At 60.6% G+C, this 25,324-nt stretch carries 25 protein-coding genes; 19 read left to right on the plus strand and 6 right to left on the minus strand.

From position 1 onward, the window contains the following. The first annotated feature begins 92 nt into the window (after nucleotides 1-92). The 3 genes from ACEN8R_RS10475 (at nucleotide 93) to ACEN8R_RS10485 (ending at nucleotide 1,280) form a co-directional block, all read left to right on the plus strand. Nucleotides 93-317 (plus strand): hypothetical protein, encoded by a 225-nt coding sequence (locus ACEN8R_RS10475; protein ID WP_495624839.1) that lies wholly within the window; start codon nucleotides 93-95, stop codon nucleotides 315-317. A gap of 132 nt (nucleotides 318-449) precedes the next feature. After that, nucleotides 450-698 carry a hypothetical protein gene (locus tag ACEN8R_RS10480; RefSeq protein WP_018929055.1) on the plus strand — a complete coding sequence of 83 codons (249 nt, stop codon included), beginning with the start codon at nucleotides 450-452 and terminating at the stop codon, nucleotides 696-698. Nucleotides 699-995: 297 nt separating this feature from the next. After that, on the plus strand, nucleotides 996-1,280 hold the full coding sequence (locus tag ACEN8R_RS10485; RefSeq protein WP_192350413.1) for a hypothetical protein: 285 nt from the start codon (nucleotides 996-998) through the stop codon (nucleotides 1,278-1,280). Here ACEN8R_RS10485 and ACEN8R_RS10490 read toward each other — a convergent pair. Together ACEN8R_RS10490 and ACEN8R_RS10495 are read right to left on the minus strand one after the other, a co-directional pair. Then, the gene (locus tag ACEN8R_RS10490) at nucleotides 1,258-2,187 is read right to left on the minus strand and encodes a LysR family transcriptional regulator (protein WP_018929053.1); all 930 of its coding nucleotides are present in this window, start codon (nucleotides 2,185-2,187) and stop codon (nucleotides 1,258-1,260) included. The two genes, ACEN8R_RS10485 and ACEN8R_RS10490, sit on opposite strands and share 23 nt — an antisense overlap. 100 nt (nucleotides 2,188-2,287) lie before the next feature. After that, nucleotides 2,288-3,487 carry an MFS transporter gene (locus ACEN8R_RS10495; RefSeq protein WP_477759118.1) on the minus strand — a complete coding sequence of 400 codons (1,200 nt, stop codon included), beginning with the start codon at nucleotides 3,485-3,487 and terminating at the stop codon, nucleotides 2,288-2,290. A gap of 378 nt (nucleotides 3,488-3,865) precedes the next feature. On the opposite strand from ACEN8R_RS10495, the gene ACEN8R_RS10500 reads away from it, so the two are divergent. The 4 genes from ACEN8R_RS10500 (at nucleotide 3,866) to ACEN8R_RS10515 (ending at nucleotide 9,032) form a co-directional block, all read left to right on the plus strand. Then, complete coding sequence (locus ACEN8R_RS10500; RefSeq protein ID WP_495624840.1) at nucleotides 3,866-5,065, plus strand: c-type cytochrome; 1,200 nt, start codon at nucleotides 3,866-3,868, stop codon at nucleotides 5,063-5,065. Beyond that, nucleotides 5,062-5,535 (plus strand): (2Fe-2S)-binding protein, encoded by a 474-nt coding sequence (locus ACEN8R_RS10505; protein ID WP_086945556.1) that lies wholly within the window; start codon nucleotides 5,062-5,064, stop codon nucleotides 5,533-5,535. The genes ACEN8R_RS10500 and ACEN8R_RS10505 overlap by 4 nt, the downstream gene beginning before the upstream one ends. Continuing rightward, the gene (locus ACEN8R_RS10510) at nucleotides 5,532-7,769 is read left to right on the plus strand and encodes a xanthine dehydrogenase family protein molybdopterin-binding subunit (protein ID WP_495624841.1); all 2,238 of its coding nucleotides are present in this window, start codon (nucleotides 5,532-5,534) and stop codon (nucleotides 7,767-7,769) included. Before ACEN8R_RS10505 ends, ACEN8R_RS10510 begins: the two co-directional genes overlap by 4 nt. Nucleotides 7,770-7,919: 150 nt before the next feature. Then, nucleotides 7,920-9,032, plus strand: coding sequence for an alkene reductase (locus ACEN8R_RS10515; protein WP_495624842.1), 1,113 nt, complete (start codon nucleotides 7,920-7,922; stop codon nucleotides 9,030-9,032). A gap of 114 nt (nucleotides 9,033-9,146) precedes the next feature. Here ACEN8R_RS10515 and ydiJ read toward each other — a convergent pair whose 3' ends face one another. Next, the gene (ydiJ, locus tag ACEN8R_RS10520) at nucleotides 9,147-12,176 is read right to left on the minus strand and encodes a D-2-hydroxyglutarate dehydrogenase YdiJ (protein WP_495624843.1); all 3,030 of its coding nucleotides are present in this window, start codon (nucleotides 12,174-12,176) and stop codon (nucleotides 9,147-9,149) included. 160 nt (nucleotides 12,177-12,336) lie between these two features. Between ydiJ and ACEN8R_RS10525 the strand changes: the two genes are divergently transcribed. After that, a complete protein-coding gene (locus tag ACEN8R_RS10525) occupies nucleotides 12,337-13,221 on the plus strand; it encodes a LysR substrate-binding domain-containing protein (protein WP_026286638.1) in 885 nt (294 codons plus the stop codon). Nucleotides 13,222-13,329: 108 nt separating this feature from the next. After that, the gene (locus tag ACEN8R_RS10530; RefSeq protein ID WP_495624844.1) at nucleotides 13,330-14,016 is read left to right on the plus strand and encodes a phytanoyl-CoA dioxygenase family protein; all 687 of its coding nucleotides are present in this window, start codon (nucleotides 13,330-13,332) and stop codon (nucleotides 14,014-14,016) included. 116 nt (nucleotides 14,017-14,132) lie between these two features. Here the strand turns inward: ACEN8R_RS10530 and ACEN8R_RS10535 are convergent, their stop codons facing one another. Next, entirely contained in the window at nucleotides 14,133-14,624 is a 492-nt protein-coding gene (locus ACEN8R_RS10535) for a helix-turn-helix domain-containing protein (RefSeq protein WP_495624845.1), read from the minus strand. A 99-nt stretch (nucleotides 14,625-14,723) separates the two neighbouring features. Beyond that, nucleotides 14,724-15,560, minus strand: a complete 837-nt coding sequence (locus ACEN8R_RS10540) for an AraC family transcriptional regulator (protein WP_018929043.1) — start codon at nucleotides 15,558-15,560, stop codon at nucleotides 14,724-14,726. A 380-nt stretch (nucleotides 15,561-15,940) separates the two neighbouring features. Here ACEN8R_RS10540 and ACEN8R_RS10545 point away from each other — a divergent pair, with 380 nt between their 5' ends. Then, a complete protein-coding gene (locus tag ACEN8R_RS10545) occupies nucleotides 15,941-16,654 on the plus strand; it encodes a class I SAM-dependent methyltransferase (protein ID WP_064617671.1) in 714 nt (237 codons plus the stop codon). A gap of 168 nt (nucleotides 16,655-16,822) precedes the next feature. Continuing rightward, nucleotides 16,823-16,990, plus strand: coding sequence for a hypothetical protein (locus ACEN8R_RS10550; protein ID WP_488175612.1), 168 nt, complete (start codon nucleotides 16,823-16,825; stop codon nucleotides 16,988-16,990). Nucleotides 16,991-17,156: 166 nt separating this feature from the next. Here the strand turns inward: ACEN8R_RS10550 and ACEN8R_RS10555 are convergent, their stop codons facing one another. Next, a complete protein-coding gene (locus ACEN8R_RS10555) occupies nucleotides 17,157-18,092 on the minus strand; it encodes an AraC-like ligand-binding domain-containing protein (protein WP_018929040.1) in 936 nt (311 codons plus the stop codon). A 352-nt stretch (nucleotides 18,093-18,444) separates the two neighbouring features. On the opposite strand from ACEN8R_RS10555, the gene ACEN8R_RS10560 reads away from it, so the two are divergent. The 8 genes from ACEN8R_RS10560 to ACEN8R_RS10595 all read left to right on the plus strand — a co-directional run bounded on the left by ACEN8R_RS10560 (nucleotide 18,445) and on the right by ACEN8R_RS10595 (nucleotide 25,275). Further along, nucleotides 18,445-18,624 (plus strand): hypothetical protein, encoded by a 180-nt coding sequence (locus tag ACEN8R_RS10560; RefSeq protein WP_018929039.1) that lies wholly within the window; start codon nucleotides 18,445-18,447, stop codon nucleotides 18,622-18,624. Between the two features lie 20 nt (nucleotides 18,625-18,644). Continuing rightward, the gene (gene oxdA, locus ACEN8R_RS10565) at nucleotides 18,645-19,703 is read left to right on the plus strand and encodes an aliphatic aldoxime dehydratase (protein ID WP_192350395.1); all 1,059 of its coding nucleotides are present in this window, start codon (nucleotides 18,645-18,647) and stop codon (nucleotides 19,701-19,703) included. Between the two features lie 86 nt (nucleotides 19,704-19,789). Further along, entirely contained in the window at nucleotides 19,790-20,656 is an 867-nt protein-coding gene (locus ACEN8R_RS10570; protein ID WP_258614237.1) for a transporter, read from the plus strand. A gap of 153 nt (nucleotides 20,657-20,809) precedes the next feature. After that, nucleotides 20,810-22,324 (plus strand): amidase, encoded by a 1,515-nt coding sequence (locus ACEN8R_RS10575; RefSeq protein ID WP_018929036.1) that lies wholly within the window; start codon nucleotides 20,810-20,812, stop codon nucleotides 22,322-22,324. A gap of 77 nt (nucleotides 22,325-22,401) precedes the next feature. Further along, nucleotides 22,402-22,995 carry a nitrile hydratase subunit alpha gene (gene nthA, locus ACEN8R_RS10580; protein WP_086945566.1) on the plus strand — a complete coding sequence of 198 codons (594 nt, stop codon included), beginning with the start codon at nucleotides 22,402-22,404 and terminating at the stop codon, nucleotides 22,993-22,995. Nucleotides 22,996-23,036: 41 nt separating this feature from the next. Next, nucleotides 23,037-23,699 (plus strand): nitrile hydratase subunit beta, encoded by a 663-nt coding sequence (gene nthB, locus ACEN8R_RS10585; RefSeq protein ID WP_018929034.1) that lies wholly within the window; start codon nucleotides 23,037-23,039, stop codon nucleotides 23,697-23,699. After that, complete coding sequence (locus tag ACEN8R_RS10590; RefSeq protein ID WP_258614231.1) at nucleotides 23,696-24,964, plus strand: GTP-binding protein; 1,269 nt, start codon at nucleotides 23,696-23,698, stop codon at nucleotides 24,962-24,964. The genes nthB and ACEN8R_RS10590 overlap by 4 nt, the downstream gene beginning before the upstream one ends. Nucleotides 24,965-25,056: 92 nt before the next feature. Beyond that, entirely contained in the window at nucleotides 25,057-25,275 is a 219-nt protein-coding gene (locus tag ACEN8R_RS10595; RefSeq protein ID WP_258614228.1) for a hypothetical protein, read from the plus strand. The last annotated feature ends 49 nt before the right edge of the window (nucleotides 25,276-25,324 follow it).

Consider the following 25,324-nt stretch of genomic DNA (forward strand, 5'->3'; position numbering starts at 1 on the left):
GCACTGAACCGACGAACTGACCCACCAGTTTTTTGCATGATCGCAAAGCGCTTCTATGCTTGATCTGAACACGAACAGCTTCGGTGGACGCCATGGAAGACATTTTCGTTGTGAAACGCTGCAACAAGATCATCGTTCATGGCCGCCGGGCCGGAGAAGTCGGTCATCCACCGCCCGACGCCGCCGTCTGGTATCGCATCATCGATACCCGTACTCGCGGCTTTATCGGTGACGGTTACGATCTTGAAGAGGACGCCAGGCGCGAATGTCGCAGGCTTAACGAGGCCAGTTCGCCGGTGTCGCACGGGTTGGCTTGACGCCGGCCACTTTCATTTTCCGGGTCTATACTTGAAGGAGCTGAAGGACCAGCGACCCATCGGCAGAAAGCTCGCTCCCCCGCGGGCTTTTTGTTGCCCTTTAGCCGATTTCCTTGAACGGAGGTGATTGTCATGTCCGAGAAAGAGTCTATCGCCACCCTGCTCACCCTGCTTGACTCCCGTCAGGCCCGCCTTGCTGCTGCGTGCAAGGAGATCGCCGACTGGGTCGATCATCAAGGGGGGCATCCGACAGCGCTCAGGATTCGTGACCGCTTGAACGACATCGAGAAGGACACGCCGCAGATTCGCAGCGCGTTGTCTGCACTCAAACATGTCGAGCCGCCACTGCCTCGGTTCAAATCAGGCGACCGCGTTATTTGAGCCAGGGACAGAGTCCAATTCAGCACACTGAGCGGTGACCTCTTCGTCACCGTGGTTATGCCTGCCTGCCAGACTCGCGCTACATCCCAACCCGGCCCGTTTTGCCGGGCTTTTTTTATTCGTGCCTTCGGCCATTTCACACCGTCTTCACAACCGAACTCCTACAGTTCACTTGCTCCTTTGAAAACATCCCCTGGCCCGCCCGCATGCGGGCCATTTTTTTGCCTGCCGTAACGCGAACGAACGCCCTCACCCGCCAGGTGTCGAACGCTTACACATCACGAAGGAGTATGTCCCATGGTCACTCACTTCAAAGTCGGCGGGCACCTGGCCTGCGGGCACAAAGGCAGCAACCTCACTTCCAGCAGCATATTGAACCGGGTGAAATGCAGAAGCTGCCGCAACACCGATGCGTACAAGGAAGCGCGCAAAGCCGAACGCAACGCCGCACGTCGGGCCGCACGCAAAGCCAAAGCCACCCACGCCGCCAACGACTGGCGCGCAGAGTGGACCCAACGGCTGATCGAGATGCCCGGACTGCAACGGCTACCGCGTGGCTTTACTGGCCAGCCATTTGTATAGCTGACACGCCAGGCGTGAGGATTTCCTCTAGAAAATCGATAAACACATTGATCCGGCTGGATCCCCGGTGGTTGGGCAAATACAGCGCGTTGATGCAGCTGCTCGCACTGCCGGGATTGACTTCGTAGTGTTCCAGCAACCGCGTCAGCCGGCCTGCGGCGACGTCGTCGCGCACCAGCCAGTCGGCCAACAGGGTCACCCCGCCGCCGGCGATTGCCGCTTCGCGCAGGATGTCGGCGTTGTTGCTTTGCAGGCGGCCGTGCACATTGAGCTGGATGGTTTCCTTATCGCCCTGGAACGTCCAGCACTGGTGCGAACCAGCGTAATCAAAGCGCAGGCATTGGTGCTCGAGCAAGTCGCGAGGATGACACGGCGCCGTGTGGCGGCTCAGGTAATCCGGGCTGGCCACCACCCAGCGCTGGAAGGCCCCTACCCGTTTACTGACGATGTCTTCACTGACCACCGACGATCCCAGACGCACTGACACATCGATCTGTTCGCTCAGCAGGTCGCTGACCTGATCGCTCAACGACACGCTTATTTCCAGTCCCGGATGGCGCTCGAGCAATCGGCCCAGATGCGGCGCGATGATCCGCCGACCGAACTCGACAGGGACGCTGATCCGCAGGCGTCCTTGCGCCTCGCTGCCACGGTCGGCAACCACGGCATCGGCTTCGTCGATGGCGTCAAGAATCGCCACAGCCTTTTCGAAATAGGTTTGCCCGGCGACGGTCACGCTGGTGTTGCGTGTCGTGCGGTTGAGCAGGCTGGCGCCGAGCTCGTTTTCCAGCCCCGCCACCTGGCGAGTGACCGAAGACGTCGAGATGCCGAGCTTGCGCGCCGCGGAGGAATAACCGCCGCAACGCACGGTTTCAACAAACATCTTCAGTGCCAGCAACTTGTCCATAAGCGTAATCCGGTCAAAAAGAAACGGTGATGATAGTGCATCACCGTTCGCCAGCCGTATTGTACGACCGTGCTTCACCGGACTCCCCGGCACCCGGCGCTCAGGCATTGGCCTTGCGACCGAGGAACATCACCAAAGCCAGGGTCGGGAGCAATGCCACCGATGCGGCAGACAGGTTCCAGCCGAAGTGCTCGTAGAGCGGGCTCGCCACCAGCGATCCCAAGGCACCGCCAACGAAGATACTGGTCATGTACACGGCGTTGAGGCGTGCCCGGCTGTGCGGGTCGATGGCGTACACCTCCCGTTGGCCCAGCACCATGTTCAGTTGCACGGCGAAATCCAGCAGCACCGCACACACCACCAGCCACAGGTAGCTGCTGCCGGGCAGCGCAGCGATCAACAATGAAGCCGGTGCCAGCAGCAGTGCGACCCGTGTTCCGCGGTGGCCGTGGCCGGCATCGGCCAAGCGCCCGGCAATCGGCGCAGCGACTGCACCTACCGCTCCGACCAGGGCAAAAATCGCCACCTGCGCCTGGCTGAAACCGTGGTGACGCATCAGCTCAATCGGCGCAAGCGTCCAGAACAGGCTGAAGCTGGCGAACAATAACCCCTGATACACCGAACGTTGACGCAGCACCGGATGGCGACGAGCCAGGGTAAACACCGAGCCGATCAGCGCGGCATAAGTCGCCTGATGCGTCGGCACACGGCGCGGCAGCGCAGCCGCGGTGATCAGGGCGATGACGGCCATCAGCGCCGCCGCGCTGTAAAACACCCCGCGCCAGCCAAACACTTCCACCAGCAGGCTGGACAGCGGACGCGACAACAGAATGCCCAGCAGCAGCCCGCTCATGATATTTCCCACCACACGGCCGCGCGTGGCTTCGGGCGCCAGATGCGCCGCCAGTGGCACCAGAATCTGCACCGCAACCGAAGTAAGGCCGATCAGCAATGAAAACACGAGGAACATCGACGGCGAGTGCGTCAGCCCGGCACACAACAGCGTAACGCTCGCCGCGAGGGTGAAACCCACGACCAGGCGCCGGTTTTCCATCAGGTCGGCCAGCGGCACCAGCAACAGCAGACCCAGCGCATAACCAAACTGTGTGAGTGAAACGATCAGGCTGGCATTGGCGCTGGACAGGCCGATCTGCGGCGCGATCAATTCGACAATCGGCTGGGCGTAATAGAGGTTGGCCACGACCGCGCCGCAGCAAAATGCCAGGAACGCGACCATCAGGCCGGAGAGTGAAGCAGGCTGTTCGGCCTTGGCCGCTGCTGCAGGGTTACCCGTGAGCATGATGACACCTCGTTGAGTTCGGGAAAGTGATGCCAAGGCTAAGGGCATGGGCCGACACAGAGAATCCATCATCCGGGCAATGGAGTGATGCGCCATCCGCAACGACCCCGGCGTTGCCGTTGGCGCAAAGCGCTATTGCGCGACCTGGCAATACTCCGGCGCTTGCGCTTTCTCTAACCTTGGGCACTTGGCGCAGGGCTCTCCATCAGCGCCCTTCCCCCGGATGCTCAAGGAGCTGTTCATGATCCCGAATCCCTCATCGATGCGCATTGCGCGCCTCTCGCGTTGCAACCCCTCATGAAGGGCAATTTCCTGAGATCCAGCCCCCTCTGGATCAGCGCGGCCGTCCTCGCTTCGATAGGTGCAATCGGCGCAGCGATGCTGATGTGGCGCCCGGCGATAGCACCGATTGAGCGCCCGCGAACGTTCGATGCCGCGCAATTGCAGCGCGGTGCGCGGGTGGTCGAAGCAGGCGATTGTGCGGTGTGCCATACGCGTCCGGGCGGTCAATACATGGCAGGCGGGCTGCCGCTGGTGACGCCATTCGGCACGCTCTACAGCACCAACATCACACCCGATCCGCAGACCGGTCTCGGCCAATGGTCACTGCCGGCGTTCGAGCGGGCGATGCGTGAAGGGATCGCCCGCGACGGCCACTTCCTGTACCCCGCCTTCCCGTACGTGCACTACCGGCGCATGAGCGAAGGCGACATTGCCGACGCGTATGCGTACTTGATGAGCGGCCCTGCCGTGAATTCACCGGCCATGCAAAACCACATGAATTTCCCGATGAACCTCCGGCCGCTGGTGTCGTTCTGGAATCTGCTGTTTCTGCATGCAAAGCCGCTGACGCCGGTAGCGCAACAATCTGAAGCGTGGAATCGCGGACGTTATCTGGTTGAAGGCCCCGGCCACTGCGCAGGCTGCCATTCACCGTTGAACCTGATCGGTGCCGAGCAGTCCGGCGCAAGCCTCGCGGGCGGTAAGGTAGATGGCTGGGAGGCGCCTTCGCTGCTCGGCATGGCCCGTCGCGCAAACCCGTGGAGCAGTGAGCAGTTGGTCCACTATCTGCGGGCAGAAGTGGTGGACGGGCACGGCACAGCCGCAGGCCCGATGCGCCCGGTCAGCCTCAGTCTGGCTCGCTTGCCGGTCAGCGACGCAGAGTCGATTGCCGAGTATGTGCTGAGCCTGCAAACCAGGGCTGCGATCACCGAAATCCTACCCGGCGCCGGGAGCGTTGAGACCTTGGACCAGACCAGCGGTGCCCTGCTGTTCGCCAGTGCCTGCGCCGGTTGTCATGCCCCTGCGGCGCCGATGCGCGAAATCGACGGGCGTCCAGGGCTGGATCGCACCTCGGCACTGCAAGCCCCAAGCGCACGCAATTTCCTGAAAACCGTGCTCGAAGGCGTGCCGGCAATTCCGGGCGTGCCCGGACCGGTCATGCCGCCGTTTGCCGCCAGCCTGGACAACGTTCAACTCATAGCCCTGGCGTCATACCTGCGCCAGCAAGCCAGGCCTGACCAACCCTGGACAGAGCTCTCTTCCACTATTGAAGCGATCCGTCAGGAGACGAAATGACCCAAGTCACGCTCAACGTCAACGGCTCGGCCCAAGCCTTGGAGCTGGAACCTGACATGCCGCTGCTCTATGCGCTGCGCAATCATCTGGGGCTGAACGGTGCCAAGTACGGGTGTGGCTTGGGGCAGTGCGGCGCCTGTACGGTCATCGTCGATGACAAACCGGTCTTTTCTTGCGTGACGCCCTGCGCGGGCCTTGAGGGCAAGAAGGTTCGAACGGTTGAAAGCCTCGGTTCTGCCGAACGTCCCAGCCCTTTGCAGAAAGCCTTTATCGACAAACAGGCGGCTCAATGCGGCTACTGCATCGCCGGCATGCTGATGCGCGCGCAGTCATTGCTGGAAAGCAATCCGCACCCGGACGAGCAGACCATTCGCGAGCACATGGCAGGCAACCTGTGTCGTTGCGGCACCCACCTGCGGATTATCGAGGCAATCAGCCTGGTGGCAGGGCAAAACGGGAGCGCGACATGACCGTGGAGAAAAAAGTCGACCACAGTCGCCGGGCTTTCTTGCGTGGAGGCGCCTTGCTGGTGGCGTTTACCCTGGTGCCGGCAGCGCGTCGTGCATGGGCCGACACCGAAGTGGATACCCTCGGCACGGTGGTGCTGGCGCCTGATCTGCCCGGCAGCCTGCGCACCAATCCCTACCTCGATGCGTGGATTCGCGTGGGCCCTGAAGGCATCACCGTCTACACCGGCAAGGTCGAATTGGGCACTGGCGTCAAAACAGCCTTGCTGCAAATTGCCGCCGAACGTCTGGAGGTTTCGCCGACGGCGATCAACCTGCTGACGGCCGACACTGCCCTGACGCCCAACGAAGGCTACACCGCCGGCAGCCATAGCATTTTCGACAGCGGCACCGCGCTGTTCAACGCGGCGGCGCAGGTACGTGAGTTATTGCTGCAGTCGGCCGGGCGCAGCTGGGAGGTGGCACCGCCACTGTTGACGACACAGGAAGGCGTCATTCACGGCCCTGCCGGACAACGAATGTCCTACGCTGACGCCGTCAAAAACGTCGATCTGCACCTCTATGCCAAGTCCGAATCGCCGGCAATGCCCGCGACGGGCTTCAAGCTGATCGGTCATTCGCTGCAACGACTGGACATTCCGGCAAAAGTCAGCGGCGGCCCTGCATTTGTTCAGGACATTCGTCTGCCGGGCATGCTGCACGCTCGGGTCATTCGCCCTCCTCGTCCCGGCTGCACGCTGGAAGCCTTCGACGCGGAGTCGATCAAAACGCTGGCCGGGGTTGTGCAGGTAATTCGCGACGGCAATTACCTTGCCGTGGTGGCGCGTGATGAATGGCAAGCGATCAAGGCCATGCGCCACGGATATGAATCGGCGCGCTGGAGCGGTGGTCAAGCCATACCCGAGTCACGGGACATCCACACATTGCTCGAGCGCCTGCCTTCACGCCGCTACCCGATCAGCCATGAGGGCACCCCACAGGTGGCGACCGACAAGAGCTATCGAGCGCGCGTGACCAAGCAATACCTGATGCACGGATCCATCGGCCCGTCCTGCGCCGTGGCCTGGTTCAAGGACGGCACCCTCACCGTCTGGACCCACACCCAAGGCGTGTATCCGCTGCGCGCCGGGATCGCCGAAATGGTGCGGCTACCGCCCGAGCGCGTTCGCTGTATCCACACCGAAGGGTCCGGTTGTTACGGCCACAACGGCGCAGACGATGCAGCGGCCGACGCGGCGTTGATTGCCATGCGAATACCGGGCACGCCGGTGCGAGTGCAGTGGATGCGCGAGCAGGAAAATCTCTGGGAACCCTACAGCTCGGCGATGGTGACTGAAGTGCAGGCCAATCTTGATGCGCAAGGTCGACTGCAGGACTGGAACTATGAACTGTGGACCACGCCGCATAACGAACGTATCGTCAACGCGGGCCGGTTGCTGCCGGCGCGACTGCTGGCCCGACCGTTCATCTCTGCGCCTTCGGTGCCCATCGCTCAACCTGAAGGCGACGGCGATCGCAATGCCGCGCCGCTGTACACGCTGGCATCCACGCGCATCAACATGAACTTCATCACTGAGATGCCGTTTCGCACCTCTGCCATGCGCTCGCTGGGCGCGCACATCAACATCTTCGCGATCGAGGCGTGCATCGATGAGCTTGCCGCCAGGGCCGGGAGCGATCCGGTGGCCTTGCGCCTTGCGCATCTGGCAGATCCCCGGGCGCGGGCCGTGGTGGAGCGCGTGCGCGACGCCATCGGCTGGTCGCAAAAAAGCAGCGAACCCGGCGCGGGCATCGGCTTCGCGTTTGCCCGCTATAAAAACATCATGGGTTATTGCGCGATCGCGGTGCGCTTGCGCGTACATCCGCAGACCGGCGAGGTGCAGGTCGATCACGTCGTCACGGCGGTAGACGTCGGGCAAATCGTCAATCCCGATGGCCTGCGCAACCAGGTGGAAGGCGGGATCGTGCAGTCCACCAGTTGGACGCTGTATGAAAAAGTCGCCTATGACGCCGGGGGCATACGCAGCTACGACTGGAGTGGCTACCCGATCCTGCGCTTTTCGCAGGTGCCGAAAAAGGTCGACGTGCACCTGCTCGACCAGCCGGGACAGCCGTTTCTCGGCGCCGCCGAAATCGTCCAGGGACCGATGGCCGCCGCCCTCGGCAATGCCGTGGCGAACGCTACCGGCCGACGCTGGCTGAACCTTCCTTTGACCCGCTCGGAGCAACCGTCCTGACCCTGCGCAGCGTTGCGTTTCACGCAATGCAGCGTAGAGGCTGATGCGGATTATCAAGCGGCATGCAGCGGATTAACTTACAGCCATACGGTGCCTGGCCAAACGTCCATCGCCGCCCTGCTCCCTCTTTTCGAAATCTGGAGAAACTCTATGACGCAGCAACTGTTCCAACCCATCGCATTGGGGCCATACACACTCCCGCACCGAGTGGCGATGGCGCCGCTGACCCGCTCACGCGCCGGGCAACCGGGCGATGTGCCGACGGCCATGAACGCCGAGTATTACCGTCAGCGTGCGAGTGCCGCATTGATCATCACCGAGGCGACGCAAATCTCCCGACAGGGCCAGGGCTATGCCTGGACCCCGGGCATCTACAGCGATGAGCAGGTACAGGCCTGGCGCGAAGTCAGCAGCCAGGTGCACGAGGCCGGCGGTTTGATCTTCATGCAACTCTGGCACGTGGGCCGCGTGTCGCACCCAAGCTTTCAGCCCGACAACGCCCTCCCGGTGGCCCCGAGCGCATTACCCGTGCCGGGCAAGACGTTCATCGTCGACGTGGATGGCAACGGTGTGTGGGGCGATGTGCCGGTTCCGCGGGCACTGGAAACCTCGGAGATCGCTGACATCATCAACGACTACCGCCGGGCCGCGCGCAATGCGCTGAACGCCGGGATGGATGGCGTGGAAATTCACGCCGGCAACGGCTATCTGTTGGATCAGTTCATCAACAGCAACAGTAACCAGCGCAAGGATAGCTACGGCGGCAGCCTGGAAAACCGTGCGCGCCTGTTATTGGAAGTGGTTGCTGCCGTCGTCGACGAAGTCGGTGCGCAGCGCGTGGGCGTACGCCTCACGCCGATGGGACGCTTCATGGGCATGGGCGATGAGACGCCGCAAGCTACGTTCGGCCATATCGTGCGTTCGTTGAACCAGTGGAATCTGGCCTACCTGCACCTCGTCGAGCCTGCCGTCGTCGGCACCGTCAAGGACGAGAACTTCGATCCGCGCTGGGATGCAATCATCGGCCAACTGCGTGCAGCGTGGGACGGCGTGCTGATGATCGCCGGTGGCTACGACCCCGAGACGGCGGAACAGGCCTTGATCGACGGCCGCGCGGACATCATCGCGTTCGGCAGACCGTTTCTGGCCAACCCTGATCTGCCACGGCGAATTCGCGACGGGTTGTCGCTCAATGCGCCGGATCCGAGCACCTTCTTCGGTGGCGATCAGCGTGGATACGTGGATTACCCGGCTCACTCCTGACAGCTGAATCCAGACCATCAATGCACCTTGGCGCGCCCGTGGGCGCCCTGTCCGACGGGCAGGAGCGCCACGCCAAGGAACTGATGCTGCGTGCAATCAGCCGCAGCGTTTGCATCAGCGAACTGGCTGAACAATGCGCTCTAGCACAACCTCCAGTGGATGGCGCAATTGCGTGTTGGCAAAGCGCTTCACCTGACTGCGGCAGGAGTATCCCGTCGCCAGCGCCTCACCCTTTTTGTCCAGCTTGCCGGCCCATGACTGCTCGAAAATGGTCCGCGAGGTATCCTGGTTCCGGGCTTCATGACCGTAGGTTCCGGACATGCCGCAGCAGCCGGTCGCCTCAGTCGTCAGCTTGAGCCCGAGCCGGGCAAAAACGGTTTCCCATTGCGAAGTACTGGCCGGGACATTGGTTTTCTCGGTGCAGTGCGCCAACAAACGGAATGTATCAGTCGCCGGATGCGGATTTTCCGGCAACGCATCGCAGAGCCATTCCTGGGGTAGCAGGACCTTTGGGCAATCGTTGAGCCCCGGTACTTTCTGATATTCCTGGCGGTAGACCAGGGTCATCGCCGGGTCCAGACCCACCAGCGGCACTCCGCAGTCGGCGAGCGCCTTGAGCTGATGGGCGTTGCGGATCGCCGCCTTGGCGAAGGCACCTAGGAAACCCTGCACATGCAAAGGCTTGCCGTTGGCGCTATAGGGCGCCAGAAACACCCGATAACCCAGCTGATGCGCCAACTGAATGAAGCTCGCCAGCAACGGGGTTTCGAAGTACCGGGTGAAGGCGTCCTGCACCAGCACCACGCTGCGCTCACGTTGAGCGACAGTGAGCTCGCGCAAGGCTGGCACACTGGCGACAGCGACCTTGCAGCGGGTCAGCGTGGCCTGCAGGTTATGGCGATTGATCAACGGACTGTCGAGCATACCGACCTGTCGCTCAAGCAGACGGCTCACCCATTTCGAGCTCATCACCGCGTTGTACACACCTGGCGCGTAGGCCATGTAAGGCAGGGTGAACTCCAGCGAGCCGATCAAATAGTCGCGCAGCGGGCGTTGATAACGACCGTGGTACAGCTCCAGAAATCGCGAACGGAATTCCGGCACGTTGACCTTGACCGGGCATTGTCCCGCACAGGATTTACAGGCCAGACACCCCGCCATCGCGTCGTAGACCTCATGGGAGAAATCCGCCTCGCCGCGCGAGCGCGCCAGGTTGTTGCGCAACCGAGCTGGCAACCCGCTCAGCCACGACAATTTGCCTCGGGCCGCTTGCAGTACATCGATATTGGCCGCGCCTTGCAGACGCAACCACTCGCGAATCAATGAGGCCCTGCCCTTTGGCGAATGCTGGCGTTCACGGGTGGCTTTCCACGACGGGCACATCGCATCGTTGGGATCGTAGTTGTAGCAGGCGCCATTACCGTTGCAGTGCACGGCGGAGCCGAAGCTTTGCCAGACGCGCTCGTCGATTTGCCGGTCCAGGTCACCACGCAGCGTGACTTCGTTGACCTTGAGCAAGCCTTGGGCGGCGTCCGGCGGAGTGCAGATTTTGCCGGGATTGAGCTGATTGTGCGGGTCGAACGCGCCCTTGAGCGATTGCAGCGCCGGGTACAGCTCGCCAAAAAACTCGGGGACATATTCCGAACGCAAACCTTTGCCGTGCTCACCCCACAGCAACCCCCCATAACGCCGGGTCAGCTCGGCGACGGCATCGGAAATCGGCTTGACCAGAGCGGCCTGGGCCGGATCTTTCATATCCAGCGCCGGACGTACATGCAACACACCGGCATCGACGTGACCGAACATGCCATAGGCCAGGCCATGGCTATCCAGCAAGGCGCGGAACTCAGCGATGTAGTCAGCCAGTTTCTCCGGCGGCACGGCGGTGTCTTCGACGAAAGGCTGCGGGCGAACCTCGCCGTCGACGTTACCCAGCAACCCGACCGAGCGCTTGCGCATGGTGTATACGCGAGTCACGGCTTCGGCCCCTTCGGCCAGGGTGTGGCCCAGTCGCTCAATCGTCGTGTCGGCCTGCAGATGCTCCACGAACGACGCCACGCGAGCATTTACGTCCGCCAGGTCTTCCCCGCTGAACTCCACCAGGTTGATGCCCAGCGTCGCGCGCCCGGCGTCCGTCGGGAAGTACTCGGCGACGCTGTGCCAGACAATGTCTTTCATCGCCAGCATCAACACTTTGGAGTCCACGGTTTCGATGGACAACGGCTTGTGCGCCAATAACGCATTAGCGTCGCGCAACGCATCCATGAAGCTGCTGTAGCGCACGTTCACCAACACCGAATACTTGGGAATCGGCAGCACGTTGAGCTTGGCTTCGACGATGTAGCCCAACGAACCTTCCGCCCCGCACAGCACACTGTTGAGGTTGAAACGCCCGTGCTCGTCGCGCAGGTGCGCCAGGTCGTAACCGGTCAGGCAGCGGTTGAGTTTGGGGAAGACCGACTCGATCAGGTCGGCCTGGGTTTCCTGAATGTGCCGCGCCGTCCGGTACACCTCGCCGATGCGGCCGGATTGCGTGCATGCCACTTCCAGTTCCGCGTCGGACAGAGGCCGGCTGTGCAGACGCTCGCCACCGAGCAGCACACTGTGCAGTTCCAGCACGTGATCGCGGGTCTTGCCATAGGTGCAACTCCCCTGGCCGCTGGCGTCGGTGTTGATCATGCCGCCGACGGTGGCGCGGTTGGACGTCGACAGCTCCGGGGCGAAGAACAGCCCATGGGGTTTGAGCGCGGCATTCAGCTGGTCCTTGACCACGCCCGCCTGCACCCGCACCCAACGCTCGGCGACGTTGATTTCCAGGATGGTGTTCATGTGCCGCGACAAGTCGACCACGATGCCATCGGTCAATGACTGGCCGTTGGTGCCGGTGCCGCCGCCTCGCGGGGTCAGCTTGATCTGGCGAAAGCGTGGTTCGGCCATCAAGGTCGCGATGCGTGCGATGTCGTCCGCGTCCATGGGGAACACCGCCGCTTGCGGCAGGCGCTGGTAAATCGAGTTATCGGTCGCCAGCACGGTGCGAGTGGCGTAGTCGGCGCTGAGCTGGCCACGAAAGCCGCTGGCGCGCAGGGCCTGAAGAAATTCCGGGTAGTCTGCCGCAAGTGCAACGGTGGGCAACTGAGCGATCATCGCAGGCTGTTCTCTTGTCGGTCTAATCATGGGAAAAAATCAAAACACTTGTCGCCTGAGCATTAATGGGTCAGCCTCAGGTCGTCGGCTACGCCAATGATCCTGTAGGCTCTGGCGCCGGACAAACGGATAATCCTGCCGCTATCGATGACTTTTACGAATGAATTACCGTCACCTCACGCCCTCGATGTCGTTGCTGCTGGCCTTTGAGGCCGCCGCCCGCCATGAAAGCTACACCCGTGCCGCGATGGAACTGTCACTGACCCAAAGCGCCGTGAGCCGGCAAGTCCAGGCGCTGGAACAGCAACTGGGCCTGACGCTGTTTCGCCGTGAAGGCCGGCAAGTGCAGTTGACCGATGTCGGTCGTCTCTACCAGCGGGAAATGAGCGAAGCGCTCGGACGCATCCGCAGCGCCACGCTGCAAGCCATGGCTTATCAATCCGGCAGCGGCACCTTGCGCCTGGCCACCTTGCCGACTTTCGGCTCGAAGTGGTTATTGCCGCGCCTGCATGACTTCTACAAAACCCATCCCGGCATGCTGGTGCACATCAATTCCCGGATCGACGCCATCGACTTCGAAACCAGCGGTATCGATGCCGCGATCGTCGTCGGCAATGCCGATTTGCCGGGCCTGATCAGCCATCGCCTGCACACCGAAGAACTGATGGTGATCATTTCTCCAGAAGCGGCCGAGCTCCACGACGCCTGGACGCCGGAGCGCATTGGCGCACAGACACTGCTCAACGTCGCAAACAACGCTAACGTCTGGGGCGAGTGGTTCAGCCACCACGCCCTGCCCCATCGAATGATGCGGCTGGGGCCGAGTTTCGAACTCACCTCGCACTTGATCCAGGCCGTCAGGGCCGGCATCGGCATCGGTTTGGTGCCACGTATTCTAGTGGCCGACGAGTTGGCCAACGCAGAGCTGATCAGCCTCGACCAGCCGTTCGCCAGCCAGCGCAGTTACTACCTGACCTACCCGCCGCGCAACGAGATGTTGCCATCGCTTATCGCGTTCCGTACCTGGTTGCTGGAACAGATCTGAACGAGCGCGAAGAACAGGCTGTCCACTTTGTTCTTCTATGATGTCCATCAGTTGCGCGCGCAACTGCAGGATTTTTGATGCGTTGGTGGCAAGGAAATTGAGGAATCGATGACTGACCGTGAACAACTCCATCGAGATGGCTTTGCGCTGCTCCGTCGAGCGATCCCGGCCGAATGGCTGGGTGACCTTCGTGCCGTGTTCGATGCGGGCGTGAAGCCGGCGGACCAATGGCCAGTGCCGCGCGGCATGGATTGGCGCCATTCGCTGCTGGATTCTGATACGAAGATTCAGGCGGTGTGTCGTCTGCCGGAGCTGCTGACGGTGGTGGGTGAGCTGATCGGAGAACGGTTTTTCCTCTCGCAGGTGGAGGGTCGCGAGCCCCTTGCAGATGGCGGTCATCAGCGGCTGCACCGCGACTTGTCGGCCCAACGGCCAGGCGACATTGTGAACGCCATTGCTTACTTCGACGATTATGGCCCCGAGAACGGCGCAACACGTATCGTCCCCGGCAGCCATCGCCCTGACCAGGAAGCGCCGCCATTCGACTTCAATGACGAGTCCCGGTCCGTGCAGCTTTCAGGCTCCGCGGGTGACATCCTGGTGTTTGATGCCGATTTAGTGCATGCGGGCAGTCTGAACTCAATCGGCGCACGCCGGCGCTCCATCCTGATCAGCTATTTTTCGGAGCCTTTATACGCGTCACACCTGGAAACGGTGAGCCTGCGCAGTATCCGGATGGACACAACCGATCGGTTCGACCCTTCGGACTTTACCTGCTCAAGCCATCAAAAATAGCGGACCGAAAACCAACAAGGAGTGCCTGCTATCAATGGCAGCACCCACCACACCCGTCCGACTGACAATCGGACGGGTGTGGTGGCCTTGATGGATTCTCCAGGGGGGGATCCCCCCTACAGCTGGGACTTTTTCTGTGTCCGCCACTTTCCTGGGGTCATATTGAATTTCTTGGAGAACATTCGGGTGAAATGGGATTGATCAGCAAACCCGCACTCCAAGCCCACTTGAGTAATAGAAAAATCAGTTTGCTCAAGGAATTCTTTCGCTCGGGTTAATCTTGCAAGCTGAAGCCAATCACGTGGGGAGTGGCCCGTAGCATTCTTGAAAGCTCGGGAAAAATGACTTCGTGACAAGGAACACTCCTTGGCTACGGCCGAAACCTGAATGCCGCAATCAAGGTTTTCCATCATGACTTCTTTTGCTTTTCGCTCCTGCCAATAACTCAGTCTGCCCGGCCCGTTATTGGTCGCTATGAGTCGCAGATTGGCGCATGCCATCGTCATGATCGGCTCAGCGCCAAGCCCGGCGGCACCGATTGCGATGGATACCCGTTTGTCGCCTCCCTGGCTGGACTTGAAGACTTCTACAACGTCCACGTCGTTCATTGTGACCTCTCAATGTTGGAGACGAGGTCTATTGTGGCCAGCATCATTTTGGCGAAAGCGCTTGATCGGGCCGTCCATGCGCCCGTTTGGGCCAGATCGTTAGCGGGGTTTGCGTAGCCCGCTTGGGGTTAGACCCAGGTGGCGCTTGAACAGTCGAGCAAGGTATGAGGGGGAGTCCAGGCCTACCGCGAGGCTGACTTCGAGGATCGATAGTGAAGTGCATGAAACAAGCCGGGCGGCCGTTTCCACTCGGGTGCGGTTGGTGAAATCCAGCAGGGTTTCGCCCGTAATGTCTTTGAAGATACGAGTAAGGTGACGCCGTGACAGGTGGAACTCATGCCCAATCGACTCAATATCCAAATCTGTTTCCAGATTCTCCTGAATGTAGCGCTGTATGTCGCGAACCAGCGTCGCCTGCTGCTGATGTTCACTCGGCTGCGGCTGAGTCTGCTGACAAGCGATAACCCGCGCGCACTCCTCGAAGAGCAGATGATTGAGATGGGGTAATTGGCGCTGAAAGGCCTCCGCAGATGCACTGCCTTGCAGTTGGTCGTACAGGCGCAAGATACTTTCCAGCGTCTCTGTTCCTTGCCAGATCCCCGATCGATTTACCTGTTTGGCGAAACCGCTGTAACCGTTCATCTGTCCTTGATGCTTGATGTAAGAGGGATCGACATACAAGGTCATATGTTTCTCCCGCCCCGGAGCCGCTTGGGTTGCGTGTGCAAAGTCTGCCGGCACAAAGGAAAACAACCGGGGCGAAACGTGAGCAATCTGGCTGCTTTCGGTCGACAGGAATAGCCCACCCTGGCGTGGTAACAGCAGCATATGACAGTCATGGGCGTGCCAATCCACGGCGTAGCCACTGGTGTCGCTAGTCTCCAAGTGAAACACTTCGGGTGACTGACCACTGAGCTTGGACGACATGTAGGCCATAAAATAGACCCCTTAATACAAGTGCACCGCTGCAATAGCCTCGTCGGGGCGGTTCTGAGCGGCGGATGGGGACCATCGGTAACAATAGATGCGTCATCATACATACCTTCCTAACGCCGCACGACCAGACCAAAGGGTTCCTCCCCCCTTGACTTGCGCCCGACCCACGCGCACTGCCGATCGCTGTGGATGACCCGGATCATCTCTCCATCAGGCAATACGCTCGAATAGTCAAAACATGGGTAACAGCCATTGGACTTGATCCGACGATGCAATTTTTTGAGGTATGCATTCCCTTCAGGAATGCTCCACATAAAATTAATGAATTTTTATTATTGGTGTGTCTGGCGTAGCTTGATTTCAGGACATGGAGAACCGCCTTGAAATCATCCCCTCTCAACTCAGAAAAATTTGATACCTCACGAGCCAATGAGTACGGACGACAGAGCCGTATTGCGCTAGCAGGATATGACGCCTGCCAAGACTTGGCGGCGTGCATGCTGGCGGCAAGCCTGGGCACTGCACGTTCGGCAAAAATACTTGTAGTTGGCGCTGGCGGTACGGCGCAGGAAATTGTTGCTATGGCCAAGCTTGAGCCGGGTTGGCGCTTCACGGCCGTTGATCCGTCCGAGCCGATGTTGGAGGCTGCAAAGCAGCAATTAGAGGCAAACAACTTGCTTGAAAGAACGGCCATGCATCTTGGGCATGTTGAAGACCTGGCAGCAGACGAGTCATACGACGCAGCGACCTTGATCGGGGTACTCCATCATCTCGATGGAGATGAAACCAAGCGACAAATTTTACGATCCATTCGGGCTCATCTAAAACCGGGGGCGCCGTTGATTGTCGCGGGGAATCAATACGCTTATGCCAGCCAGCCGCTACTGCTTGCGGCTTGGGGGCAGCGGTGGCGGCAGCATGGAGCCAGCCCGGATGAAGTGAAGGTCAAGCTTGGGAAAATCCTTCAAGGTGCTGATCCTCCACATTCCGAGGCGGCGGTTCAAAAACTCTTGCATGACGCCGGATTTGGAGACGCTACCCGTTTCTTCAGCAGCCTTTTCTGGGGGGCGTGGTTGACGTGCAAAGTGGTCTGAACATGATTGAAAGTATTAGATATACGTCGACCGTAACAGACCAATGGCGGGAAATCTATAATCACCAACGTCCACACCAAGCTCCGGATTTTAACGTTCCTGCCTCCCGGTACCGGCAAAGTGAGCTGTGCTATCAGGAAGTACCGGCGGAACTGGAGTACGGCGATGATGACGAAGTGCGAACAGTGCAAGCCAACGGGGAGCTCAACTGGTGAGGGTAGGAGCTCAAGCTGGGCCCGGGCGTTTACCGGTGAGCGTGTGGGCTTGCGCAGGACCTTGGAGGACGGCAAGCACGATGTCTACTGGGTAGGCATCGCGTTGCACAAATTGAGATGAACGCCCGATCCGTAATATCAGGTAAACGGCTTCGTTAACTGTCCACTATGTCTCCGAACATGTGTCCACCATGTCCCCCAGTCCAAACAGAACGCCCCGCAGGAAACGCCCTGCGCTTTCACAGAAGAGCGTTCAAGCGCAAGGGCACTGTCCTTCGGGGCATCACTCAATTTCGATGCAACAGGGTATTGGGCGCAACGCCAAATGCTTTGCGAAACGCATGGCTGAAATGGGAGAAGTCAGAAAACCCGAAGTCCAGCGCCGCCTGGGACACACTGCGCACCTGACCGCGCTCGATCGCTTCACGGCTGGCATTCAGGCGCTCTTTCCAAATTTCTGCCACGGGGGTCTTCTGGTAGCGGGCGAAGGCTCGGGTGACGGTGCGGGTGGACACATTGTGGGCCTGCGCGATGACTTCAATCGACAAGTCCGGCTCGGTCAAGTGCCGTTGAATGTACTTCATGATGCGGCCGTAGAGATCCAGCTCATCGTGACTGATCTTCAAGTCCTGGAGTTCCAGGCTGATGACAAGGAGGTCGAGCAAAGCGCTGGAGTAACGGTTCGAGATGGCCTCATCCTGCAACGATGCCGGCGCACTCGCGGCCTGACGCAACATTTCACGCAATGGAATGACTCCCGGACGCCGCTCGTCGAGAACCATCGCGGTGTAATCGGCGATACGTGGCAGGCGTTCGACGAGCAAGGCTCGCGGAATGCGCACCAGGTGGTTTTCAGTGCCACCGAAGCTGAATCGAAACGCCTGAGTTGCGTCATAAAGAAACAAATTGCCCGCCGCCAGGTTGGCTTTTCTGCCGCCTTGTTCAATCTGGCCGTGGCCATTTCGAGAGAACCCCAACCATAAATCTTCGGAAGGACCACTGCGCAGATGCTGCTCGGAGCGTTCCCAGTAATGCAGGGGTGCAGACAGCGAACAAATGTCCAGATCACCCACGGTATTGACTGCAAGCGAGCCATCAAAACTGCTCTGGGACAAAGGTTTGCTATCGGCCGCCAGGCAATGGCGGCAGACCACTTCCTTCCAATAATCAAAGCGGCGCGGGGCCGCGACAGCGAGGGTCGAATATTGAGTGCTTGGGTTCATGCCACGGACCTCAGTACAACCTTGCAGTAAGAGCGCGAGAAGTTCTAACGGCTTTATCGCAGCAATTAACAGGCCAAGCGCATTCATGCCGATCCTGAAGGGCTCTGCGAAGTGACTGCCATCGAGGTTTTCGCCCGGCCAACGTGACGCGAGAACACCTCAAAATCCCCACTTAGAGGCAGAGTGCCTGACGTATTCGGCGTGGGTGCACCAATGCCGATCATGGCCGCGCCGCGTGTGTCGGCGTTGTCTTTTACAACCAAACGGTTGTCCTGACGAACAAAGCGGCCTATCGCCGTCCAGCCTAATTTTCACCTCACAGCAGCTCATCCCCCTGCTGATGAGGCCTCCCATGGACCGACAATATTCAAAACAATTGCCTGACTCATCCTGGCTTCTGCACATGCGCGATCTCGTGCCTGAGGAGTCGGCTTACTGGTTGATTGAATGGGGAGCCATGAAGCTGCTGCATCGACGGCAGGTCGCCAAGCGCACCCCGCCGCCGAAGCGTGAATCCAAACCGCTTGCCTGAAAAAAAACGAGGAGCTCAAGATGGAATCTGCAATCGACAAACATCTCAAATGCCCACGCACCCTGTCCCGCCGCGTGCCCGATGAGTATCAGCCGCCGTTTCCGATGTGGGTGGCACGCGCTGACGAGCAACTGCAACAAGTAGTGATGGGGTACTTCGGCGTGCAGTATCAAGGCGATGCACAGCGCGAGGCCGCGTTGCAGGCGATGCGTCATATCGTCGGCAGTTTCAGCCTGGCCAATGGCCCGCAGAACCACGACTTGACCCACCACACCGACAACAGCGGCTTCGACAATCTGATTGTCGTCGGGTATTGGAAAGACCCGGCGGCCCACTGTCGCTGGTTGCGTTCACCGGAGGTGAATGACTGGTGGGCTTCGTCGGATCGGCTGAGTGATGGCCTTGGCTATTTCCGTGAAATCAGCGCCCCGCGCGCCGAGCAGTTTGAGACCCTGTATGCCTTCCAGGACAACCTGCCCGGCGTCGGCGCGGTAATGGATACGACCAGTGGTGAAATCGAAGAACACGGCTACTGGGGCTCGATGCGCGACCGCTTCCCGATCTCCCAGACAGACTGGATGATGCCCACCAGCGAGCTGCAAGTGGTCGCGGGTGATCCCGCCAAGGGTGGCCGGGTGGTGATCATGGGGCATGACAACCTCGCCTTGATTCGCTCAGGCCAGGACTGGGCGGACGCCGAGGCTGAAGAACGTTCACTGTACCTCGACGAGATCCTGCCGACCCTGCAGGACGGCATGGACTTCCTGCGTGACAACGGCCAACCCCTGGGCTGCTACAGCAACCGCTTCGTGCGCAATATCGACCTGGACGGCAACTTCCTCGACGTGAGCTACAACATCGGTCACTGGCGCTCGATCGAGAAGCTCGAACGCTGGGCGGAATCCCACCCCACCCATCTGCGAATTTTCGTGACCTTCTTCCGTGTCGCGGCGGGCCTGAAGAAATTGCGGCTGTACCACGAAGTGTCGGTGTCGGACGCCAAGAGCCAGGTGTTCGAGTACATCAACTGTCACCCGCAGACCGGAATGCTGCGCGACGCGCAATCGCCTGCATCCTGAATCTGGTCGGCGTCTAACCCCCCCCAATTTCTGCCGTTTTGCCGCCCTGCCCGGGTGGCACGGCCTTGCCGTGCAAGGAATAAAAGATGAATAAGATCCTTCTGCTGACACTCTCCACGCTGTTGCCCGTACTCCACGCGAACGCTGGCGAGGTGGCCCCTGGCGATTACGAGCAATACCCGGTCGGCGCTACCATCGGCGCGATTTACTACCAGCACTCCACCACAGACTCGGCCTACGCCAATGGCCATAAGGCCAGCTCGGACTTCAGGTTGAGCTCGGACGTCGGCATCCTGCGTCTGCTCCATGTGTACGCGCTGAGTGAAACGGTCACCATCGACCCGCAATTCCTCCTGCCCTTCGGGCACGTTTCCACTGGCGGCGATGCCTCGACACTCGGCAGTACCCGGGGCGTCGGCGACTTGATCCTCACCGCGCCGGTCAAGTGGCGGCTCAATGAAGCCCGCGACACCCTCAGTATCGCCCCCTATGTGTATGTCCCTTCCGGTACCTACGACAAGAACGACGCGCTCAACCTCGGTGAGAACCGCTGGAAATTCGAGCTGCAGAGCGCCTACGTCAAGCACTTCACGGAGAAGTGGGCAATGGACCTGGTCGGCGGTGCCACCTGGTATGGCGATAACACCGATTACGGCGCCAATGGCGACCGCCTCAAGCAGGACGTGTCCTACGCTGCCCAGGTGATGGGCCGTTACATGCCAGACCCCACCACGGCATTCGGCGTCGGCTTCGGGCGTACCTGGGGCGGTGAAACCAGCGTCGCGCGTGTCAACCAGGACGACGAAATGGGCACCACCAACTTCCGCCTGACAGCCACCAAATTCGTCACCCCCCAGGACCAGCTCCAGCTGCAGCTGGGCAAGGACCTTTCAGTGGATAACGGCGCCAAAGAGGACTTCCGCATGAACCTGCGTTACGCGCACGTGTTCTAGCCAACCGTCCAGCAGACAGCCGCCGGACACCCTTCCTGCGCCTGGCGCAAGGATGTCCGGCTCAACCAAGTCGGTGTCTTTTTCAACCAAGCCACCGCGCAGAGGCACGGATTATCTTGAACCCCAGGCCACCACGATAAGGACAGCCCCACCATGGCAATCGTTCGTCCCACCCTTGAACACTTACTGGACATCGCGAACGGCCTGCACATGCAGCTCAGCCGTGAACAAGCCAGTGAATACCTGGCCCTGATGCAGTCGAGCTTCGACGCCTACGACCTGATCGACGAGCTGCCCGATTGCGTGCCGCCCGTCCGTTACGAGCGCAGTTCCGGCTACCGCCCTTCGGCGGCCCACAACCCCTTGAACGCCTGGTATTACCGCACCGAAGTCAACGGCGCACCGCAAGGCAAGCTGGCGGGCAAAACCGTCGCGCTCAAGGACAATATCGCCCTGGCCGGCGTCCCCATGATGAACGGTGCCGCGCCACTCGAAGGTTTCGTCCCGTCGTTCGATGCCACCGTGGTCACGCGCTTACTGGATGCGGGGGCGACCATTCTCGGCAAGGCCACGTGCGAGCACTACTGCCTGTCCGGTGGCAGTCACACCTCTGACCCCGCACCGGTACACAACCCCTATCGTCAGGGTTTCGCCTCCGGTGGTTCCTCTTCCGGCAGCGCGGCACTGGTGGCCGCCGGCGAAGTGGATCTCGCGGTCGGCGGCGATCAGGGCGGCTCCATTCGGATTCCTTCGGCATTCTGCGGTACTTACGGGATGAAGCCGACCCACGGCCTGGTGCCCTACACCGGGATCATGGCGATCGAAGCGACCATCGACCATGCCGGGCCCATCACGGCCAACGTGCGCGACAACGCGTTGATGCTGGAAGTCATGGCCGGCGCCGACGGCCTCGACCCACGCCAGGCCGCGCCCCGGGTCGACACCTACAGCGATTACCTGGACCGTGGCGTGCAAGGGCTCAGGATCGGCATCCTGCAGGAAGGTTTCCAGCTGGCCAACCAGGACCCGCGCGTAACTGCATCGGTGCGTAACGCCATCGCCCAGTTGGAGCGGCTCGGCGCGCATGTCGAGGAAGTCTCCGTGCCGGAGCACAAGATCGCCGGCTCGCTGTGGCTCCCCATCGGCTGTGAAGGCCTGACAATGCAGATGATGCACGGCAATGGCGCCGGTTTTAACTGGAAAGGCCTGTACGACCTCACGTTGCTGGACAAGCAAGCCGGGTGGCGCGAGCAGGCGGATCAGCTGTCCGCGTCTCTCAAGCTGTGCATGTTTGTCGGTGAATACGGCATCAAGCACTACAACGGCCGTTTCTACGCCAAGGCGCAGAATCTCACACGCATGGCCCGGGCCGGTTACGACGCGGCGCTGGCGCGCTACGACCTGCTGGTGATGCCGACCGTGCCGATCATCGCCCAGCCTCATCCGGAACCTGGTTGCTCGATCACGGAATACGTGGCCCGGGCGCTGGAAATGATCGGCAACGCCTCAGCCCAGGACATCACCGGCCATCCGGCCATGTCGATTCCCTGCGGGCTGGTGGACGGCCTGCCGGTCGGGCTCATGCTGGTGGGCAAGCACTATGCCGAAGGCACGATTTACCAGGCGGCCGCAGCGTTCGAAGCGTCCGTTGACTGGAAAAACAATTAACCGGTCGGTCCCCGCGCAGCGCACAAAAACAAACACCCCAGGCGCTGCTTAAACGCTCAACGATGAGGAGTTAACTGATGAACACCGATGAAAAAACCACCTCGACCCCAGGCGAGCGAGCCCGCGCCCTATTCCAGGTGCTCAAGCAAAAGGAGCTGATTCCCGACGGCTATATCGAACAGCTGACCCAACTCATGGCCCACGACTGGAGCCCGGAGAATGGCGCTCGAGTGGTGGCCAAGGCCTGGGTCGACCCGCAGTTTCGTGAACTGCTGCTCAAGGACGGTACCGCTGCCTGCGCGCAATTCGGCTATACCGGCCCACAAGGTGAATACATCGTCGCCCTGGAAGACACTTCCACGCTGAAAAACGTGATCGTCTGCAGCCTGTGCTCCTGCACCAACTGGCCCGTCCTCGGCCTGCCGCCGGAGTGGTACAAGGGCTTCGAATTCCGTGCCCGCCTGGTCCGCGAAGGGCGCACCGTTCTGCGGGAACTGGGCACCGAGCTGCCAGAGGGAGCCACCATCAAAGTGTGGGACACCAGTGCCGAAAGCCGCTATCTGGTGCTGCCGGTACGACCCGAGGGCAGTGAGGGCATGGATGAAGAGGCCCTGCGGGCCCTGATCACCAAGGACGTCCTGATCGGCGTGGCGCTGCCGCAGGTAGCGTAGCCAGGGCGCTGGGTTTCTTTCACTTTTCAGAGGTATTCACAATGGATGGCTTTCACGATCTCGGCGGTTTTCAAGGCTTTGGCAAAGTCCCGCACACCATCAATAGCCTGAGCTACAAACAGGTGTTCAAGCAGGACTGGGAACACCTGGCCTACAGCTTGATGTTCATCGGCGTCGATCACCTGAAAAAATTCAGCGTCGACGAAGTGCGCCACGCCGTCGAACGCCTGGATGTTCGCCAACATGTCGGCACGCAATACTACGAGCGCTACATCATCGCCACCGCGACCCTGCTGGTAGAAACAGGCGTGATTACCCAGGCAGAACTTGATGAGGCCCTAGGCTCTCACTTCAAGCTGGCGAACCCCGCCCACGCGGGCGGGCGCCAGGCGATCACCGGTCGGCCCCCCTTCGAGGTGGGCGATCGGGTGGTCGTTCGCGACGAATATGTGGCCGGGCATATCCGCATGCCGGCCTACGTACGCGGCAAGGAAGGCGTGATCCTGCACCGCACGTCAGAACAGTGGCCCTTCCCGGATGCCATCGGCCATGGCGATGTGAGCGCGGCGCATCAGCCGACCTACCACGTCGAATTTCGTGTGAAAGACCTTTGGGGCGACGCGGCGGACGATGGTTTCGTGGTGGTCGATCTTTTTGAAAGCTACCTCGACAAGGCGCCCAGCGCAAAAGCGGTGAACGCATGATTGACGGCGCCCAGGCGGGCCGACTGCCGGTGACGGTCCTTTCGGGCTTCCTCGGTGCCGGCAAAACCACCCTGCTGAACCATATCCTGCGCAATCGCGAAGGCCTGAGAGTCGCGGTCATCGTCAACGATATGAGCGAAGTCAACATCGATGCCGAAGCGGTGCAGCGCGACGTGTCGCTGCACCGTGGTCGCGATGAGTTAATCGAGATGAGCAACGGCTGTATTTGCTGCACACTGCGCGCCGATTTGCTGGAGCAGATCAGTGATCTGGCACGTCAGCAGCGTTTCGACTACCTGCTCATTGAATCCACCGGGATCTCCGAGCCGATGCCGGTGGCGGAGACGTTCGCCTTCCTTGACACCGAAGGCTTCAGCCTCAGCGAACTGGCACGCCTGGACACCTTGGTGACGGTGGTCGATGGCAGCCAGTTTCAGGCGCTGCTCGAGTCGCCGGATACCGTGGCCCGTGCGGATGCCATGGAAGACGCGCCGGAGCGCCATCTGGCCGACCTTCTGATCGAGCAGGTGGAGTACGCCAACGTTATTCTCGTCAACAAACTGGACCTGATCGATGACGCCGGTTACCAGGCACTGCACGCCATTCTCGCCGGCCTGAACCCCGGCGCGCGGATCCTGCCGATGACCCACGGTCAAGTCGCGCTGTCGAGCATCCTCGGCACCCATCTGTTTGATTTACCCAGCCTTGCCGCGTCGCCGGGCTGGATGAGGAAAATGGAGGTGACCGACGCGCCAGCCTCCGAAGCGGACACCTACGGTGTGACATCCTGGGTCTACCGTGAGCGGACACCCTTTCACCCACAGCGCTTGCTCGACTTTCTCCAGCGCCCCTGGCGCAACGGACGGCTGTTGCGCAGCAAAGGCTATTTCTGGCTCGCCAGCCGGCACCTGGAAACCGGCATGCTGGTGCAGAGCGGCGGGCAGTTCCAGTGGGACTATGTCGGCCACTGGTGGAACTTTATCGATCCGTCGCAATGGCCACGGGATGAATACCGGCTCCAGAGCATCATGGCCAAGTGGGACAACGTGGTCGGTGATTGTCGCCAGGAATTGGTGTTCATCGGCCAGGGCCTCGACACCGAGGTTTTACAGCGCGAGCTTGACCACTGCCTGCTCAGTACCCGGGAAATCGCCGCCGGCCCACTGGCCTGGCAAGCCCTGCCGGGGGCGACAGTGTTTGATTCGCAGTCGTTGTCGGTACGTCCACCGCAGCCCCTGGCGGCTGACATCACTTCACTCAGGTAGAGGTGCTCCATGTTTTTTTCAGCCGGACAACCCACTGGGTATTGGCTCCGCTCGCCGACAGACTGGACCAGCCTGACCAGGCGAGCACGCCGTTGTCGTCGAACAACCCGTTGTTGCGACGCATCCTGACCAGCGTCGAGCAATTGCTGCAAGAGCGTCGGATGCAGAAAGACGAGGTGCGCGCACTGAGCCTGGAAGTCGCCGAACTGAACGAGCGCCTGGCCTGCCGCGACAGGCTGTTGCGCCAATGGGAGGCTCGCCAACAGCTTATTGTTCAAGGCGCCTTGTCCTGGATCTTTCCATCGGTTTGACACAGCCAATTGCCGTCGGCGTCAACGCGCTGCTGGGCGACCCGCGCCA

The sequence above is a fragment of the Pseudomonas sp. Pseusp15 genome (assembly GCF_059492165.1).